The sequence below is a fragment of the Faecalibacterium sp. Marseille-P9590 genome, from assembly GCF_017377665.1.
Taxonomy (GTDB): domain Bacteria; phylum Bacillota; class Clostridia; order Oscillospirales; family Ruminococcaceae; genus Faecalibacterium.
In genome coordinates, this window is sequence record NZ_JAFREF010000016.1 from 23,083 (window position 1) to 38,136 (window position 15,054).

General features: G+C 59.6%; 18 protein-coding genes. 6 read left to right on the forward strand and 12 right to left on the reverse strand.

Features of this window, described 5'->3' with window-relative positions:
- Nucleotides 1-3: 3 nt before the first annotated feature.
- Together J3349_RS13145 and J3349_RS13150 are read left to right on the forward strand one after the other, a co-directional pair.
- Nucleotides 4-723, forward strand: a complete 720-nt coding sequence (locus J3349_RS13145) for a YggS family pyridoxal phosphate-dependent enzyme (protein WP_207677720.1) — start codon at nt 4-6, stop codon at nt 721-723.
- A gap of 41 nt (nt 724-764) precedes the next feature.
- A complete protein-coding gene (locus J3349_RS13150; RefSeq protein ID WP_207677721.1) occupies nt 765-2,549 on the forward strand; it encodes an ABC transporter ATP-binding protein in 1,785 nt (594 codons plus the stop codon).
- Between the two features lie 318 nt (nt 2,550-2,867).
- Here the strand turns inward: J3349_RS13150 and J3349_RS13155 are convergent, their stop codons facing one another.
- The 9 genes from J3349_RS13155 to J3349_RS13195 all read right to left on the reverse strand — a co-directional run bounded on the left by J3349_RS13155 (nt 2,868) and on the right by J3349_RS13195 (nt 8,690).
- Nucleotides 2,868-3,818 (reverse strand): ROK family glucokinase, encoded by a 951-nt coding sequence (locus J3349_RS13155; RefSeq protein WP_149795123.1) that lies wholly within the window; start codon nt 3,816-3,818, stop codon nt 2,868-2,870.
- Nucleotides 3,819-4,032: 214 nt separating this feature from the next.
- Nucleotides 4,033-4,836 carry a twin-arginine translocase subunit TatC gene (gene tatC / locus J3349_RS13160; RefSeq protein ID WP_149795122.1) on the reverse strand — a complete coding sequence of 268 codons (804 nt, stop codon included), beginning with the start codon at nt 4,834-4,836 and terminating at the stop codon, nt 4,033-4,035.
- Between the two features lie 3 nt (nt 4,837-4,839).
- A complete protein-coding gene (tatA, locus tag J3349_RS13165; RefSeq protein WP_149795121.1) occupies nt 4,840-5,040 on the reverse strand; it encodes a twin-arginine translocase TatA/TatE family subunit in 201 nt (66 codons plus the stop codon).
- Between the two features lie 92 nt (nt 5,041-5,132).
- Entirely contained in the window at nt 5,133-5,663 is a 531-nt protein-coding gene (locus J3349_RS13170) for a twin-arginine translocase TatA/TatE family subunit (protein WP_207677722.1), read from the reverse strand.
- Between the two features lie 227 nt (nt 5,664-5,890).
- Entirely contained in the window at nt 5,891-6,775 is an 885-nt protein-coding gene (locus tag J3349_RS13175; protein WP_207677723.1) for a fumarylacetoacetate hydrolase family protein, read from the reverse strand.
- A gap of 15 nt (nt 6,776-6,790) precedes the next feature.
- The gene (locus J3349_RS13180) at nt 6,791-7,342 is read right to left on the reverse strand and encodes a DJ-1 family glyoxalase III (protein ID WP_207677724.1); all 552 of its coding nucleotides are present in this window, start codon (nt 7,340-7,342) and stop codon (nt 6,791-6,793) included.
- A gap of 88 nt (nt 7,343-7,430) precedes the next feature.
- The gene (locus tag J3349_RS13185) at nt 7,431-7,733 is read right to left on the reverse strand and encodes a YerC/YecD family TrpR-related protein (protein ID WP_149795117.1); all 303 of its coding nucleotides are present in this window, start codon (nt 7,731-7,733) and stop codon (nt 7,431-7,433) included.
- A gap of 112 nt (nt 7,734-7,845) precedes the next feature.
- Nucleotides 7,846-8,334, reverse strand: a complete 489-nt coding sequence (locus J3349_RS13190) for a GNAT family N-acetyltransferase (RefSeq protein ID WP_207677725.1) — start codon at nt 8,332-8,334, stop codon at nt 7,846-7,848.
- A 173-nt stretch (nt 8,335-8,507) separates the two neighbouring features.
- Complete coding sequence (locus tag J3349_RS13195) at nt 8,508-8,690, reverse strand: hypothetical protein (protein ID WP_207677726.1); 183 nt, start codon at nt 8,688-8,690, stop codon at nt 8,508-8,510.
- Between the two features lie 530 nt (nt 8,691-9,220).
- Here J3349_RS13195 and J3349_RS13200 point away from each other — a divergent pair.
- Both J3349_RS13200 and J3349_RS13205 read left to right on the forward strand, forming a co-directional pair.
- Nucleotides 9,221-9,811 carry an RICIN domain-containing protein gene (locus J3349_RS13200; protein WP_158395885.1) on the forward strand — a complete coding sequence of 197 codons (591 nt, stop codon included), beginning with the start codon at nt 9,221-9,223 and terminating at the stop codon, nt 9,809-9,811.
- 70 nt (nt 9,812-9,881) lie between these two features.
- Entirely contained in the window at nt 9,882-10,394 is a 513-nt protein-coding gene (locus tag J3349_RS13205; RefSeq protein ID WP_207677727.1) for an 8-oxo-dGTP diphosphatase, read from the forward strand.
- Here the strand turns inward: J3349_RS13205 and J3349_RS13210 are convergent.
- The 3 genes from J3349_RS13210 to J3349_RS13220 form a co-directional block, all read right to left on the reverse strand.
- A complete protein-coding gene (locus J3349_RS13210; RefSeq protein WP_207677728.1) occupies nt 10,391-10,990 on the reverse strand; it encodes a Fic family protein in 600 nt (199 codons plus the stop codon). The genes J3349_RS13205 and J3349_RS13210 overlap by 4 nt on opposite strands.
- 5 nt (nt 10,991-10,995) lie before the next feature.
- Entirely contained in the window at nt 10,996-11,175 is a 180-nt protein-coding gene (locus tag J3349_RS13215) for an antitoxin VbhA family protein (protein WP_158402948.1), read from the reverse strand.
- A 136-nt stretch (nt 11,176-11,311) separates the two neighbouring features.
- Complete coding sequence (locus J3349_RS13220; RefSeq protein ID WP_015565970.1) at nt 11,312-12,370, reverse strand: PTS sugar transporter subunit IIC; 1,059 nt, start codon at nt 12,368-12,370, stop codon at nt 11,312-11,314.
- A 343-nt stretch (nt 12,371-12,713) separates the two neighbouring features.
- Here J3349_RS13220 and J3349_RS13225 point away from each other — a divergent pair, with 343 nt between their 5' ends.
- Together J3349_RS13225 and J3349_RS13230 are read left to right on the forward strand one after the other, a co-directional pair.
- Nucleotides 12,714-14,201 (forward strand): GH25 family lysozyme, encoded by a 1,488-nt coding sequence (locus J3349_RS13225; RefSeq protein WP_207677729.1) that lies wholly within the window; start codon nt 12,714-12,716, stop codon nt 14,199-14,201.
- Between the two features lie 10 nt (nt 14,202-14,211).
- Entirely contained in the window at nt 14,212-15,045 is an 834-nt protein-coding gene (locus J3349_RS13230; protein WP_207677730.1) for a Cof-type HAD-IIB family hydrolase, read from the forward strand.
- Nucleotides 15,046-15,054 lie beyond the last annotated feature (9 nt).

A 15,054-nucleotide genomic window follows, 5' to 3' on the forward strand; every position in this document is an offset into this window, starting at 1 on the left:
TCTATGGCAGAAAAGAATCTGGAAGAGATGCGGGAGGCAGTGGAGGCTATCCGCGAAAAGATGGCCGCAGCGGCCCGGGAAGCAGGCCGCGACCCCGCCGAAGTGCAGCTCTGCGCGGCCTGCAAGACCCGCACCGCAGACACCGTCGCCGCCAGCGCGGCTCTTGCCATCGATGTGTTCGGCGAGAACCATGTGCAGGAGCTTTGCGCCAACTACGACGCCGGTGCTTACTGCGGCAAGCCCAGTCACTTCATCGGCCATTTGCAGACCAACAAAATCAAGAAGGTGCTGGGCCGCGCAAGCCTCATCCAGAGCGTGGACAGCGAGCATCTGCTGGCCGCGATCGAAAAGGAAGCCGCCAAGGCCGGCATCGTGCAGGACGTCCTGCTGGAAGTGAACATCGGCGGCGAGGAGTCGAAGTCGGGCGTCTCGCCGGAACAGCTCTGGCCCCTGCTGGACGCTGCCGCCGCAGAAGAGCACATCTGGGTCAAGGGTCTGATGGCCATCCCGCCCGTCAACGACGATGACGCCCAGAACCGCCGGTATCTGGCCCAGGTGTACAAGCTGTTCGTGCAGGCCGGGGAGCGGGGGTACCAGAACGTGAAGATGGAGACCCTCTCCATGGGCATGAGCGGCGACTTTGAGAACGCCATCCGCGAAGGTGCGACCCTCGTGCGCATTGGGACGGCCATCTACGGCGAGAGAGATTATAGTAAGAAATAAGCGGCCTGAGAGGGCAAGCCAGCTTGAAAAATGGAGGAACCATGCAAAAAGTCAACGACCCCGCAGTGCGGCACACCAGCAGCGGCGCCCTCATCCGGCGCTTTCTGCCCTATCTGGCAAAATACAAAAAGACTCTGTTCATCGACCTGTTCTGTGCGGCGATGACCACCCTGTGCGACATCATCCTGCCCAAGATCATGAGCACCATCACCAACTCCGCCATGGGCGTGGGCATCACCCTCACGGCGGGCATCGTGCTCAAGCTGGCGGCAGTGTACTTTGTGCTCCGCATCATCGACGGTGCTGCGCAGTATTTCATGTCGGGCATCGGCCACATCATGGGCGTCCACATCGAGACGGACATGCGCCGGGACGCCTTCGACCACCTGCTCAAGCTCGACCACACCTACTACAACAACACCAAGGTCGGCACCATCATGGGCCGCATCACCAATGACCTGTTCGACGTGACCGAGTTCGCCCACCACTGCCCCGAGGAATTTTTCATCGCGGGCATCAAGATCCTGGCGTCCTTCCTCATCCTGTGTCAGGCCAGTGTGCCGCTGACGCTGGCCGTGTTCGCCTGCGTGCCGCTGATGGGCGTCGTGTCCGTCAAGCTGAACCAGCGCCTGCGCGCCCGGTTCCGCCAGCAGCGCGTCCAGATCGGTGAGCTGAATGCCACCATCGAGGACAGCCTGCTGGGTCAGGGCGTGGTGAAGGCCTTCGCCGCCGAGGACGAAGAGCGCGAGAAATTCGCCAGGGGCAACAAGGATTTCGAGCACATCAAGACGCTGGGCTACTACGCCATGGCTGCGTTCAACACCTCCACCCGCCTCTTCGACGGCCTGATGTATCTGGTGGTCATCCTTGCGGGCGGTCTGTCGCTGGTGTACGGCAAGATAACCGCCGGTGACCTGGTGGCTTATATGCTCTACGTCACCACTCTCATCGCCACCATCCGCCGCATCGTCGAGTTCGCCGAGCAGTTCCAGCGCGGCATGACCGGCATCGAGCGCTTTGCGGAGATCATGGACACCCCCGTGACCATCAAGGATGCCGAAGACGCAAAGCCTCTGCAGCCCGGTCCGGGTGACATCCGCTTCGAGGACGTCAGCTTCGAGTACCCCGACGACCATAACAAGGTGCTCCACCATGTAAGCCTTGACATCAAGGCCGGTGAGCGTCTGGCGCTGGTCGGCCCGTCCGGCGGCGGCAAGACGACGCTCTGCAACCTCATCCCCCGCTTCTACGAGGTGACGGGAGGCCGTATCCTCATCGACGGGCAGGACATCCAGCACGTCACCCTCAAGAGCCTGCGGGAGGACATCGGCATCGTCCAGCAGGACGTCTATCTGTTCAGCGGTTCGGTGGCGGATAACATCGCCTACGGCAAGCCCGGCGCGACCCGGGAGGAGATCATTGAAGCGGCCCGTCTGGCGGGCGCAGAGCGCTTTATCAGCGCCTTGAAGGACGGTTTTGATACCTATGTGGGTGAGCGCGGCGTCAAGCTCTCGGGCGGTCAGAAGCAGCGCATTGCGATCGCGCGGGTCTTCCTGAAGAACCCGCCCATCCTCATTCTGGACGAGGCCACCAGCGCCCTCGACAACGAGAGCGAGATCCTTGTGGGCCAGAGCCTCGAAAAGCTGGCCCATGGCCGCACGACCCTGACCATCGCCCACCGACTGACCACCATCAAGGACTACGACCGTATCCTTGTGCTGGGCGCAGAGGGTATCGAGGAGTCTGGCACCCACGATGAGCTGCTGGCGAAAAAGGGCGTCTACTACCGCCTGTGGAATCAGCTGCCCGGGGAAGATACGTTATAAGCTTGATCACAAAAATAAAAGAGGCTGCTGCAAGTAACCTCTCCGTCACGGCTTCGCCGTGCCACCTCCCCTACCGAGGGGAGGCTTTGGCATGGCGGAAAGCCTCATCTCTTCGCCAGAGGCTCCCCTCGATAGGGGCAACAACGACGACCGCCGCCAGTGGCGGAAACAGGGAGTCGTTGTTGGGGCAGCGGCCAGCAAGACGTGCGCAATGCGCAACGGATGCTGGGTGCCGCAACCCGGCCTTGTCGAGCGACAGCGAGACTGAGAGGTTGTACTTTGCAGGCAGCCTCTTATTTTTATATCAAAAAGAAACGATCACTCTCCGACAATGAGCCGCACGGCACCGTAAATACCGGCGTCGTTGCCGAGGCTTGCGGCCTTGATGGGCGTCTCGCGGCAGGACTTGAAGGCGTAGGTCTTGAAGTGCTCCACCAGCGGGTCGAAGAGGACGTCGCCTGCGCGGGCCACGCCGCCGCCGATGAGGAACATCTCGGGGTCGGTGGTGCTGGCAATGGAGGCCAGAGCCATACCGAGGGTGTCGGTCATCTCGTCCACCTCGCGGGCAGCGAGGGCGTCGCCGCTGCGGGCGGCATCAAAGACGTCCTTGGCCTCAAAATCCTTGCCGCGCAGGACGCAGTCTGCGTCGGGGTTTTCGTCCAGCAGCTTCTTCATGCAGCGGACGACGCCGGTGGCGCTGGAATACTGCTCGAGGCAGCCGTGCTTGCCGCAGCCGCAGGTGGCCGTCTCGTGACGGTTGACGGTGATGTGGCCGATCTCGCCGCCGGCACCGTGTGCGCCGTCGATGACCTTGCCGTTGACGATGACGCCGCCGCCGACGCCGGTACCCAGCGTGACCATGACTGCGCTGCGGCAGCCCTTGGCGGTACCCATCCAGATCTCACCCAGAGCAGCCACGTTGGCGTCGTTGCCCACCAGCACTTTCATGCCGTCCAGCAGGCCGGACAGCTGGGCCGAGACGTTCCGTTCGCCCCAGCCGCCAAGGTTGGCGCAGATGATGGGGACGACGCGGCTGTCCAGCACGGGGCCGGGGACGCCGATGCCGACGCCCTCCACCTGCTCGGAGGTGATCTCCTTCTCGGCCATCTTGGCGTGGATGGCGTCGGCCAGATTCTCGAGGATGTGCTCACCGGCGTTGGAGGTATCGGTGGGGACTTCCCACTTTTCCAGCAGAGCGCCCGAGGTGGTGAACAGGCCGACCTTGGCCGTGGTGCCGCCGAGGTCGATGCCGAATGCGTATTCTTTCATAACTCATTTACCCCTTTTTTCTGCGGCGGTCGCCCGCCGGTTATCATTTGACATCAGTATAACATACTCCGGGCCAAAAGAGCAGGGGGCGGGCCGGTTTTTATGCAATCAGACGGAAATAACACCGCCTTTTTGGCAGAATGGCATAAAACAGGCCGGAAAAAAGCGCACCCTGCAAGCAGCAGAGTGCGCTTTCGTGACGGATGAAAAAGCCTTAGTCCTCGTCTTCCTCTTCCGCGTCCTCTTCGTCATCGCCGTCTTCAGAGCGGGGCTTGTAGAAGATGCCGCTCAGGAAGATGCTGACAAAGTAGAGCAGCACCATGGGGATAGCTACCATGCACTGGGACACGATGTCCGGCGGGGTGACGACAGCTGCGATGAAGAAGATGAGCACGATGGCAACGCCCCGGCCCTTTTTCAAGATCTCGGGGTTGGCGATGCCCATCTTGGAGAGGATGATGGTGACCAGAGGCATCTCAAACACACAGCCAAAGATGATGAACATGGTCAGGCAGAGGCTGACATAGCTCTCGATACTGGTAGTGGTCTGGATGTAGTCGGCGCCCTCGATGCCGGTGCTGAGGAACCGGAGCATGAAGGGCATCATGAGCTTGTAGGCGAACATCACGCCCACCACAAAGAGGGCCAGACCCAGCAGGATGACCAGCTTGAGGAAGAACGTCTCGCTCTTTTTCAGGCCGGGCTTTGCAAAGGCGTACACCTGATACAGCGCCACAGGCACTGTGACGACCACAGCCGCCAGCAGGGAGACGCGGAAATACTGCATCAGCTTTTCCTGCGGGGCGATGGACACGAAGGTGTAGAAACCCTGGCCCATGGCGGTCAGCAGGTCGATGAGGCGGTCGGCGTAAGCCAGCGTGACCACGACCGCCGCCACGAACACCACGGCGCAGACGATCAGCCGGTTGCGCAGCTCTTTCAGGTGGCCCGTCAGCGTCATGTTGCCGTCGTCAGGCATGACTTCGGCTTTCTTTTTGCGCTTTACGTTCGTAGCCACAGATTACTCCTCGTCGTCCTTCTTCTCAGTCTTGGTCTCGGCCTTGGCAGTGGTCGCGTCCTCCTCTTCGGACTCTTCCATGCCCTTCTTGAAGTTGTTCATGGTCTTGCCGAACATCTTGCCCAGCTTCGGCAGGTTCTTGGGTCCAAAGATGAGCAGGACGACGACCAGGATGATAAGCAGCTCGTTAGTACCAATACGCATAATAATGATCTCCTTTTTACTTTGCCGCGCCGCGAGGCGGGCTGATTACAATGTATAAGGCAACCGCAGGCGCGGGTGCATCGGTGGGGGGATTAAGACTTTGCCTCTTCGGCAGGTGCGGCTTCGGCAGCGGGTGCGGCTTCTTCGGCCACGGGTGCTGCCTCTGCGGGGGCGTCGGTCTTTTCCTCGGCCTTCACAGGCTCAGCAGCAGGGGTCTTCTCTGCCTTGGGAGCTTCGGCTGCGGGCGCCTCAGCAGGAGTCTCCTCGGGCAGCTCCTCGACTTCTTCCAGCTCGGTGACTTCCTCAGCCTGTTCGGCCTTGGCGGCCTCTTCCTTGCTGGTCTTGCCGATGCCGGTGAAGCTCTTGGTGACATCCTTCACGCTGTTGTCGATGTCCTTCTTGATGTCGGTCAGGGGGGCAACGGCTTCCTTGAGGGGGGCCTGGATCTCGTTCAGAGGCTCCACGACGTTCTTCTGGATCTCCTCGGAGGCAGCGCCGGTGTACTTCTTCAGCTCGCGCAGCATCTTGCCCAGCTTCTTTGCGTAGACGGGCAGCTGGTCGGGGCCGATGAAGACGAACGCGATGACCACGATGACCACGAGTTCCCAAAAACCAATTTTCATATTCTTCCGATTCCTTTCCTCAGCCGCCCGGGAGAGCGGCGATATGGAGTGTGCTGTCAGGGACTTTCGGCGCGCACCGCGCCTTTGATGCCATACATATACCGAAGATGCATGAACGGAATATGAATTTAATATGAATTGTTCGTGAACAAAAGAGCAATTCAGACGAAAATGCATCGAATGAGTAGAAATTCAGAAAAATAATACAAAATGGAATGCAAACCTACTCAGCGGACTGTGTTCGTCAGGGTGCCGATGCCCTCGATCTCGCAGCGAACTTCGTCGCCCGGTTTGAGGAAGCAGGGCGGCTCCATGCCCATGCCGACGCCCGCCGGGGTGCCGGTGGCGATGATAGTACCGGCCTTGAGGGTCATGCCCTGCGAAAGCTCTGCAATGACATGGTCAATGTCGAAGATCTGCAGGCCGGTGTTGGAGTCCTGCCGCTTTTCGCCGTTGACGAAGCACCGGATGGGCAGCTTGGGCGGGTAGGTGTCGAACTCGTCTGCCGTGACGATGCAGGGGCCGATGGGAGTGAAGCCGTCGAGGCTCTTGCCGAAATACCACTGCTTGTGGGAGGTCTGGACATCCCGTGCGGAGACATCGTTCAGGATGGTGTAGCCGAAGACGTAGTCTTTCGTCTGCCCTGCGGGAACGTCCTTCGCGTCCTTTCCCAGAACGACGGCCAGTTCACATTCGTAGTCCAGCTTTTTCACGAGGTCGGTATGGGCCTCGATGAAGCCGCCGTCCGGCACGGCCCGGGTGACCCGCTTGGAAAAGTAGATGGCGTCCTGATGTTTGGTCGCAAAGGCGTCGGCGGAGTATTTCTCGGCCTCGTCGGAGTGGGCCATGTAGTTGATGCCCAGACAGATGACGTCCTGCGCCGGAGACGGGATGGGGCTTTCCGGCGTGACGGCCTCAATAGGCAGCGCCGGGATGCCTGCGATGGCCAGCGAAAGCCCGGCCCGCACCTGCGGGGTCAGAAACGGGATGGCGTCGGACAATGTCTCGTAAGAAAGGCCCAGCCAGCTCAGGGGCCAGACCTGACGGCCATCGGCAGAGAGGATGGCAGGGTCTTCCACGCCGTCAGGCAGACGACAGGTGATGAAACGCATAGAAAAGCCTCCTTCTCAGTGCCGATACGCGATAGCCTTCTGGATGCGGTCGGCTTCGGCGGGGCCGGCCAGCTGGCGCACCAGCTCGAGGGCAAACGGGATAGCGCCGCCGAGGCCGTAGCTGGTGATGATGCTGCCGTCTACGACGACTTCCTCATCGTGGACGATGGCACCGGCCAGCTTGTCCTGAAATCCGGCGTGGGCGGTGGCGTTCCTGCCTTCCAGCAGGCCGAGGCTGGCGAGGACGCTGGGCGCGGCGCAGATGGCGGCGACCTTCTTGCCTGCCTTGGCAAAAGAAACGCAGGTGTCGGTGACGGTCTTGTTCTCGGCGAGGTTGGGCGTACCCGGGATGCCGCCGGGCAGGATGACCATGTCTACGTCGCTGTAATCCACATCCTCGGCCAGCGCGTCGGCGTTCAGGTGGATGCCGTGGCTGCTGACGAGGGCGCGGCGGCCCATGGCGGACGCAATGATGACTTCGACCCTGGCGCGGCGGAGAAGGTCGGCCACCAGCAGGGCCTCGCACTCCTCGGTGCCGTCGGCAAAAAACAGAACAGCTTTGCTCATAATCAGATACTCCTTTTATAAATCAAAGAAAAAGCGCACCGCAGGCGGGGCATCTCCGGCCCGCAGTGCGCCAGCGGTCAGTAGAAATTCAGTCTTCGGTGTCAGCGGAGACGCCGTTCTTTTCCAGAATGCGGCGCAGGACGCTGTCATCCCGGCCCAGCACACGGCTCACGCGGCTGATGATGGCGCTGGATGCGCCGATGTTGCCCATGATGCTGGTGTAGCTCTGCTTGCGCATGAGCTTTTCGGCGATGTTGTAGCGCTGCTCCATCGCGCTCAGCTCTGCGTAGCTGCATACATCCTGCAAGAAGCGGTAGCACTCCTCGGGCGTCTCAAGCTCCAGAAAAGCGGCATACAGGCCGGATTTTCCGGTCGGATGGTCCTTTGCCATATACAGTTCCTCCCCGGTCATTCAATGATGTTGGACCCGCAGACGGGTACTTCAATACACTACTTTAGTGTAGTACAAATGAGAAGAAAATGCAATGGTCTTTGCAGGAAATTTACAACATCCGCTCAAAGATAAGCTCGTTGCGCTCGATGCTGCCCTCACTCTCGGCAGGGCCGAGGGAGCGGTAGCCCCGGGTCTTGAAGAACTGCTGCACCGGCAGGGCCTTGGCGTTGACGCCGCACCAGACGCGGCCCCGGCCTTCGCCCCGGGCCAGACGCTCGCAGGACGCCACGATGTCCCGGCCGATGGCCTTGCCGCGGTATTCGGGCTTGAGGTAGAGGTGGAGCAGATGGAGCGAAGTGTTCTCCATCTTCCATGCAAAGTAGCCGATGAGGCTGCTGCCGAGGAAGACGAGGAAGTAGTTCACATCGTTGTCGATGTCCTCTTCAATAGCGTCGGCGCTCTGCAAGTTCTCGATGAGGGCGTCCAGCTGCTTTGCGGGAAAATAGCGTTTGTAGACCTCGTGCCAGACCTCGCTGGCAAGGTCGGCGGTCATGTGGATATATTTGGCCTTGGCGACCAGCTTGTAATCGGGTTTCATAGTCCTCCTGAAAAATAGCGCGGAACTGCGCACGATAAGATTCGGCGGGAAATCGCTTTACAATATACAGTGTACCACATCCGGCCCCCGGGTGTAAAGCAAAAAGGCTGCCGTACCCGCAAAGAGTACGGCAGCCTTGATGGCTTTTTCAACATCCTCAGACGTGATGCGTTTTACAGCGCAGCCTTGAAGTTGTGATGAGTGGAGCTGTAACGGACAACTGCTTCCATCAGGGTGACAGGCCACAGCAGGACCTTGCCAACCATCTCAGCCGGCTTGACGCATACCGTCTCCATGCTGTAGATGCCGAACAGAACCAAACAAGCGATACCGCAGCCCAGAATGTAGTAATACATAGTCAAACCTCCTATATTTTTCTCACAGGCCCGCAGTGTGCGGAGCCTGAAGCTCGTTGTTACGGGGGCGCTTTCCGCTCCCTGCAAGCTTACTATACACCGGTTTTGAAATAAAGTCAATAGCAAAAAACGTGAAACAAATTAAAGCTCTTTCTGAAATGTAATATCTATCATTAAAGTAAAGCACCGAAGTGAGCTTTGATTTATAAAACTGAAGTCACTGCACTGAATTGGCCTTGCGGCAGGGACAGTTCGACCCGTTTTGAAGCTGAAACGGGCCGAAAACAGGGGTGCTGTTCTTGGAGCAAAAACAGGGTGGAAAACGACAGCTGTGGGGTCGTTTTTGAGATGTATACAAGCGTGCTCCGGCGGTGGAATTTGGGCCGGAGGGTAAAGTGAGGAAATCTCAGCAAAACGAGCAGAATGCATAAAGAAATTCGCAAAAATTATGGAAAACTATTCTTGCTGCCCAAACCAAAATGCGTTATAATAAGAGCATCAAAAGTCTACGCTGAAAGGAGAACGCAGTTATGGCAAAGGCATCGCAGGTCGTATTATCAGAAAATGAATTTTACCTCATCAAGGCCCCCAATGGAAAGGTGCTGGAAGTAAAGAACTTCAACACGGAGAACGGCGCTGCGATCCGTCTGTGGGACTACGCAGGTCATCCGTGGCAGCAGTGGAAATTCGTGGATGCAGGCGAAGGACGCTGGCGCATCCAGAACCGTTTTACCGGCAAAATGATGGACCTTGCCCTCGGCGGTGTGGTGGAAGGCACCTGGCTCCATCAGTGGGGCCGCACCAGCGGACTGAGCCAGTGCTGGGCGCTCGAGCCTACCCGCAATGGCCGGACCCGCATCCGCAACGTGCTGGCCGACAAGTACATCGATCTTGTGGGCATGAACACCTCCAACGGTGCGCAGGCTCAGATCTGGAACTTCGTCTCGGGCGGCAATCAGGAGTGGAACCTTGAGCGTGTGGACTCCACCGTCCAGCAGACCCGGGCCAAGGCCGAAGAGGCCCATGATCCGGAGCCGACGCCCTCCCAGCGCAAACATCAGAACGATCTCGTCCGTAAACTGAACAATGCGGGCAAGGGCCGCGCAGGCCGCAAGGCATAAACGCATAAAAACAGCGCCCCGCAGGGGTCATCTGCGGGGCGCTTTGCTGTTAAAAGAAAGGGAAAGTAAGATGAATCTTGGGGCCTTTATGAATCCCGAATACCCGATCTTCAGCACGACGCTGTGCTATCTGGAGCGGGACGACGCCTATCTGATGCTCCACCGCGTGAAGAAGGAGGACGACTACAACCACGACAAATGGGTGGGCGTCGGCGGAAAATTCGAGCGGTTCGAGAGTCCGGAGGACTGCCTTCTCCGTGAAGTGAAGGAAGAGACGGGCCTGACGCTGACCCACTGGCGCAGCCGGGGCCTGCTGACCTTCATCTGGGGCAATATGACCGAGTTCATCCACCTCTACACTGCCGACGCATGGACGGGCGAGATGATACAGGGCGATGCCTGCCGGGAAGGCGTGCTGGAATGGGTGCCGAAGGAAAAGGTGGAGCAGCTGCCCATCTGGGAGGGCGATAAAATTTTCTTCAAGCTGCTCAACGAGGAACATCCGTGGTTCTCCCTCAAGCTGGTGTATGAGGGGGATGTCCTCCGGCAGGCGGTGCTGGATGGGGAAAGAATCGTGGATTAATCTGCCAAAGGCGAAAGCATTTCACGGAAAAGCTGGCGCAGCATAGTATCCACGCCCTGCGCCGACCAGATGGTGGCGACCATCAGCTCGTCGGGGTCGATGCAGGAAAAATCCAACTGATACCCAACGTGCTGTGCGAGCTGCGCCAGAAAGACGCGCTGTGTCCGCCCATTGCCCTCGCGGAACGGGTGAAGCTCGTTGGTGCGGATGTAAAAATCAACGAAGGCGTCTACAAAATCGTCGAAGGAAAGGCTTTGGAAGAAATTCTGCTCGGCCAGCCGCCGGAAAATAGCAGAGCTGACGCGTGGGATCTCATCTGCGGGGCAGAACTGCGTACCCTTTTTGGAGATGTTGATGCTGCGGGGTACACCGGCCCATTCGTAGAGGTCGCAGAAAAGATGGCGGTGGATGGCCTTGTAATGCTCAAAGTCGAAGGTAGAGCACAAGGGAGATTCTTCCCACTGTGCTGCTTTCGCGGTGACGAGCACGGCTTCCACACGGTCAAGCTCCTGCTGACTGCGGAGGTCGAATTTATTGATAAGGACGGAAGTGCAGGGATAGCAGTCGGCAGAAGATGGGTCGATCGTGTAGGGCATAAGCGTTACCTCTGGGCCGCAGTGTCCTGTGGCTGCCGCAGAACCTCACGGACGAGGGTGGCGGCGTCAAGATGACCGTCCAGATAGCGCAGACAGTCCTGCTCCGATTTTTTGGAAAAAGAGAGGCCCTCCATCCGTGTGGATGCAATGGCGTTGCGGAATGCCTTTTCGCGTTTTACGGTCATGATGAACCCTCCGGTCTTGAATTGTGTAACAGTATTATAGCAGAGAAAAAGTGCGGAATGCAATAAAATAAGATAAAAAAGCCTCTGTGCAGAAATGTTTTGACGACATTTTTGCACAGAGGCGATTTTTACGGGATCAGTTCAGCTTCAAATCGCCGTCCTTGATCCAGCCAAGCTTGCGCTCGATCTCGCAGAAGAGAACGCTGAGCACGGCGGGCAGGACGAAGCAGATGAGGACGAGGGCAGCCCAGTCCATCGGGGTGATGGCGGCCTTGGTGCCGGCGGCAATGTCGCTGACCCAGCCGGTGTAGACGCCGATCTGGCCCACGAGGCCGCAGGTACCCATGCCGGAAGAGACGGCGGCACCGTTCATCTCCATGTGGAAGACGCAGGTGGCCAGAGGGCCGGTGATGGCGCTGGCCAGCGTGGGGGCGATCCAGATACGGGGATTCTTTACGATGTTGCCCATCTGGAGCATACTGGTGCCGAGGCCCTGGCTGATGAGGCCGCCGACGCCGTTTTCCTTATAGCTCATGACGGCAAAGCCGATCATCTGGGCGCAGCAGCCCGCCACGGCAGCGCCGCCGGCGAGGCCCGTCAGGCCGAGGGCCGCACAGATGGCGGCAGAGGAAATGGGCAGGGTCAGGGCGACGCCCACGATGACCGAGACGAGGATGCCCATGAGGAAGGGTGCCTGTTCGGTGGCCCACATGATGAGGGTGCCCACCTGGCTTGCGGCTGCGCCGATGGGGGCGGCGATGAGCATCGAGAGGCCGACGCCGGCAAAGATGGTCACCAGCGGGGTGACAAGGATGTCGACGCGGGTCTCCTTGCTGACGGCTTTGCCCAGCTCAGCGGCCACAATGGCGATGATGAGGACGGCCAGAGGGCCGCCTGCGCCGCCGAGGGCGTTGGAGGAGTAGCCCACCGTCACGAGGCTGAACAGTACCAGCGGCGGGCAGTGGAGCGCCCAGCCGATGGCCACGGCCATAGCCGGGCCGCTCATGGCCGTGGCGTAACCGCCCAGGTCCACCAGCGTCTCAAGCCCGGTCTGCTGGCCCAGCGTCTTGATGATGGTGCCGATGAGCAGGCTGGCGAACAGGCCCTGTGCCATCGCGCCCAGCGCCTCGATGAGGTAGCGCTGGGGGGTGATGACGATGTCCTTGCGTTTTAAGAAATCTTTTACATTTGACATAAAGAATCTGCCTTTCCGTCTTAACACGTTCAGAGTGCAGCAAAAGCTGCATGACCATCATGATACCATACACGTGTCAAGACAGCAAGAGGAAAACGCAAAAATCCCGTTCGGAACTCATCTTTTTTTCTTTTGAGTGCAATAATACGGCAGCCCGATCCGTTTTCCACATGAAGCGTCGGCTGTGGTGGAAAACTTCCACGAAACGCCCCGCATGAGACACCGAAGGACATTGACGGGAGCTTGGGGTTGGGTGTATACTATAGACGTATAAATGGCATTTGAAGCACTTTTGGCGGCGAGAGGCCGCGTTAGAATACAGCTTGGAGGCAGAGCAAGCGGAATGAGACAGAAAGATACAGGAACACCAAAAAAGAAGACGCGCCGTGCGGCGGGCCAGATGGTGGCCTCGGCGGTGATGGCTCTTGCCATCGCGGTGGGCGGTTTTGGCACCACAGCCCTGCTGGCGTCCCAGCCTGCGGGTCTGACGGTGGAGCCGTCGGCTCTGCTGTGGGAGGGCGAGACCGATGCGGCCCACAGCACCAAAAAGGAAACGAAGAAAAATAATACGGAAACTCCGAAAAATAACTCTGCATCCTCTGAGGCGGAGAGCACTGCTGCGTCTGCCGCGCAGCCGTCTGCTCCCAGCCAGAGCGTGAAAGAAGAGCCCGCTGCCTCGGCGGCTCCGGCTGCACCCGCAGAGGAGACTGCCGCAGAGCCAGCAGCCCCGGAAACAGCTCCTTCTGCCCCCATGATGGGCGGCATCGACGAGCTGGAACAGGAGAACGGCTTCCCCCGCTTACAGCAGGAGACCGAGGCACTGGCCGCCGAAGACCCCCTGAGCGCTCCGGTGGAGCAGGATGCAGTGTCTCAGCCCGCCGAGCCGGAGACGAACTCCGAAGAGCAGAGCACTCTGCCGGTGAAGACCGAGGAAGGCACCATCCTGCTGACGCCGGAAGAGATACGCGCGGCGCTGGATGCGGGTACGCTGGATGCGAGCAACATTGATACTGCCTGTCTTACCGACGAGAACGGCCTGCTGAGCTGGCTGTGGAGCCTCCTGTTCGGGAAAAGAGACGATGACAGCAGCACCCCGGCTCCGGTCTATTCCGGCTGGCGCACCGTGGGCGGCAAGACCTACTATTATGACCAGTACACCAACCAGCCGGTCACGGGCATCCAGTCCATCGACAACAAGCTCTATTACTTCGACGCCAACGGTGTCCAGCAGGACGCCACCTTCGGCATCGACGTCTCCAAATATCAGTCGAACATCAACTGGGAGCAGGTCAAGACGGCGGGCGTCAAGTTCGTCATCATCCGCATCGGCTACCGCGGCTACGGCAGCGGCGCACTGGTGCTGGACCCCATGTTCGAGCAGCACTTCACCAACGCCCGGAACGCGGGCCTCAAGGTGGGCGTCTACTTCTTCAGCCAGGCAGTCAACGAGAACGAGGCCCGGGAGGAAGCGCAGGGCTGTGCCTATGTCCTGAACGGCCGCAAGCTGGACTACCCCATCTACTTCGATACTGAGGCCTCCGGCGGCAAGAATGGCCGTGCCGATGGTCTGGGCGTCGAAGACCGCACCAAGTGTGCCATCGCCTTCTGCGAGGAAGTCAAGGCCCAGGGCTATCAGCCGGGCGTCTACGCCTCCACCCTGTGGTTCCGCAAGCGCATCGACCTGAACCAGCTGAAGAGCTACAGCATCTGGAACGCCCATTATAATGTGGCCGGCAGCCCCATCGCCTGCGATATGTGGCAGGGTACCTGCACCGCCCGCATCCCCGGTTATGGCGGACAGATCGACGTGAACATCAGCTACGTCGGCTAAGGAGACGAGAATGGACGTCATCCGCCTCATTGCCTCCGACCTTGACGCCACCCTGCTGGACGACCAGAGCCAGCTCCCGCCGGACTTTGCGGAGACTGTCCGCGCTCTGGCAGAACGGGGCATCCGGTTTGCTGCCACCAGCGGACGGCCCATCTATACCTTAGAGGAGATGTTCGCGCCCCTGCAGGACGACATCATCCTTGTGGGTGACAACGGCGGTGCCATCTGCTGGAAGGGCGAGAGCCTGTATCTCTCCGAGATGGACGTTGCCGACTGGCACACGCTGGCCGGGCAGGCCCGGAGCGCGGGCCACGCCGCCGTCCTCTGCGGGCTGGAAACGGCCTATGTGGAGGAGCAGTTCCGGCCATACGACAGGGTCTTCAAGAGATTCTACACCAAGGTGGAATATGTCCCTCATCTGGAGGACGTGACCGCCCAGGTGGATAAATTCACCATCTACTTCCCCGAGGGAGATGCCCAGAAGGGCTACGACGCGCTTTATGGCCCGGTCTGGGGCGGGCGCTTCTCGGTGGCGGTGGCCGGTGCAGACTGGGTGGACATCATGAACCCCGGCGTCCACAAGGGCGCGGCCTTGCTTCGGCTGGGGGAGCGTCTGGGCGTCCTGCCCGAGGGCATGATGGCGTTCGGCGACACTTTCAACGACGCGGAGATGCTGAAGGCGGCAAAATACGGTTTCCTTGTAGAGAACGGCTCGTCCGCCCTCCGGGAGGAGGTGCCCTTCCTCGCGCCGCCCAACACTAGCTCCGGCGTGATGCAGGTCCTGCGCCGCGTTCTGGCCCAGAATGGCCGGGTCTGTGAATCGGATTTCAGAAGAGCAAAATAGAGAACGGCA

Coding starts and splice junctions, on each gene's coding strand:
- J3349_RS13145 (WP_207677720.1), top strand. CDS start 4: ATGGCAGAAAAGAATCTGGAAGAGATGCGGGAGGCAGTGGAGGCTATC.
- J3349_RS13150 (WP_207677721.1), top strand. CDS start 765: ATGCAAAAAGTCAACGACCCCGCAGTGCGGCACACCAGCAGCGGCGCC.
- J3349_RS13155 (WP_149795123.1), bottom strand. CDS start 3,818: ATGAAAGAATACGCATTCGGCATCGACCTCGGCGGCACCACGGCCAAG.
- tatA (WP_149795121.1), bottom strand. CDS start 5,040: ATGCGTATTGGTACTAACGAGCTGCTTATCATCCTGGTCGTCGTCCTG.
- J3349_RS13170 (WP_207677722.1), bottom strand. CDS start 5,663: ATGAAAATTGGTTTTTGGGAACTCGTGGTCATCGTGGTCATCGCGTTC.
- J3349_RS13175 (WP_207677723.1), bottom strand. CDS start 6,775: ATGCGTTTCATCACCTGTCGTCTGCCTGACGGCGTGGAAGACCCTGCC.
- J3349_RS13180 (WP_207677724.1), bottom strand. CDS start 7,342: ATGAGCAAAGCTGTTCTGTTTTTTGCCGACGGCACCGAGGAGTGCGAG.
- J3349_RS13185 (WP_149795117.1), bottom strand. CDS start 7,733: ATGGCAAAGGACCATCCGACCGGAAAATCCGGCCTGTATGCCGCTTTT.
- J3349_RS13190 (WP_207677725.1), bottom strand. CDS start 8,334: ATGAAACCCGATTACAAGCTGGTCGCCAAGGCCAAATATATCCACATG.
- J3349_RS13195 (WP_207677726.1), bottom strand. CDS start 8,690: ATGTATTACTACATTCTGGGCTGCGGTATCGCTTGTTTGGTTCTGTTC.
- J3349_RS13200 (WP_158395885.1), top strand. CDS start 9,221: ATGGCAAAGGCATCGCAGGTCGTATTATCAGAAAATGAATTTTACCTC.
- J3349_RS13205 (WP_207677727.1), top strand. CDS start 9,882: ATGAATCTTGGGGCCTTTATGAATCCCGAATACCCGATCTTCAGCACG.
- J3349_RS13210 (WP_207677728.1), bottom strand. CDS start 10,990: ATGCCCTACACGATCGACCCATCTTCTGCCGACTGCTATCCCTGCACT.
- J3349_RS13215 (WP_158402948.1), bottom strand. CDS start 11,175: ATGACCGTAAAACGCGAAAAGGCATTCCGCAACGCCATTGCATCCACA.
- J3349_RS13220 (WP_015565970.1), bottom strand. CDS start 12,370: ATGTCAAATGTAAAAGATTTCTTAAAACGCAAGGACATCGTCATCACC.
- J3349_RS13225 (WP_207677729.1), top strand. CDS start 12,714: ATGAGACAGAAAGATACAGGAACACCAAAAAAGAAGACGCGCCGTGCG.
- J3349_RS13230 (WP_207677730.1), top strand. CDS start 14,212: ATGGACGTCATCCGCCTCATTGCCTCCGACCTTGACGCCACCCTGCTG.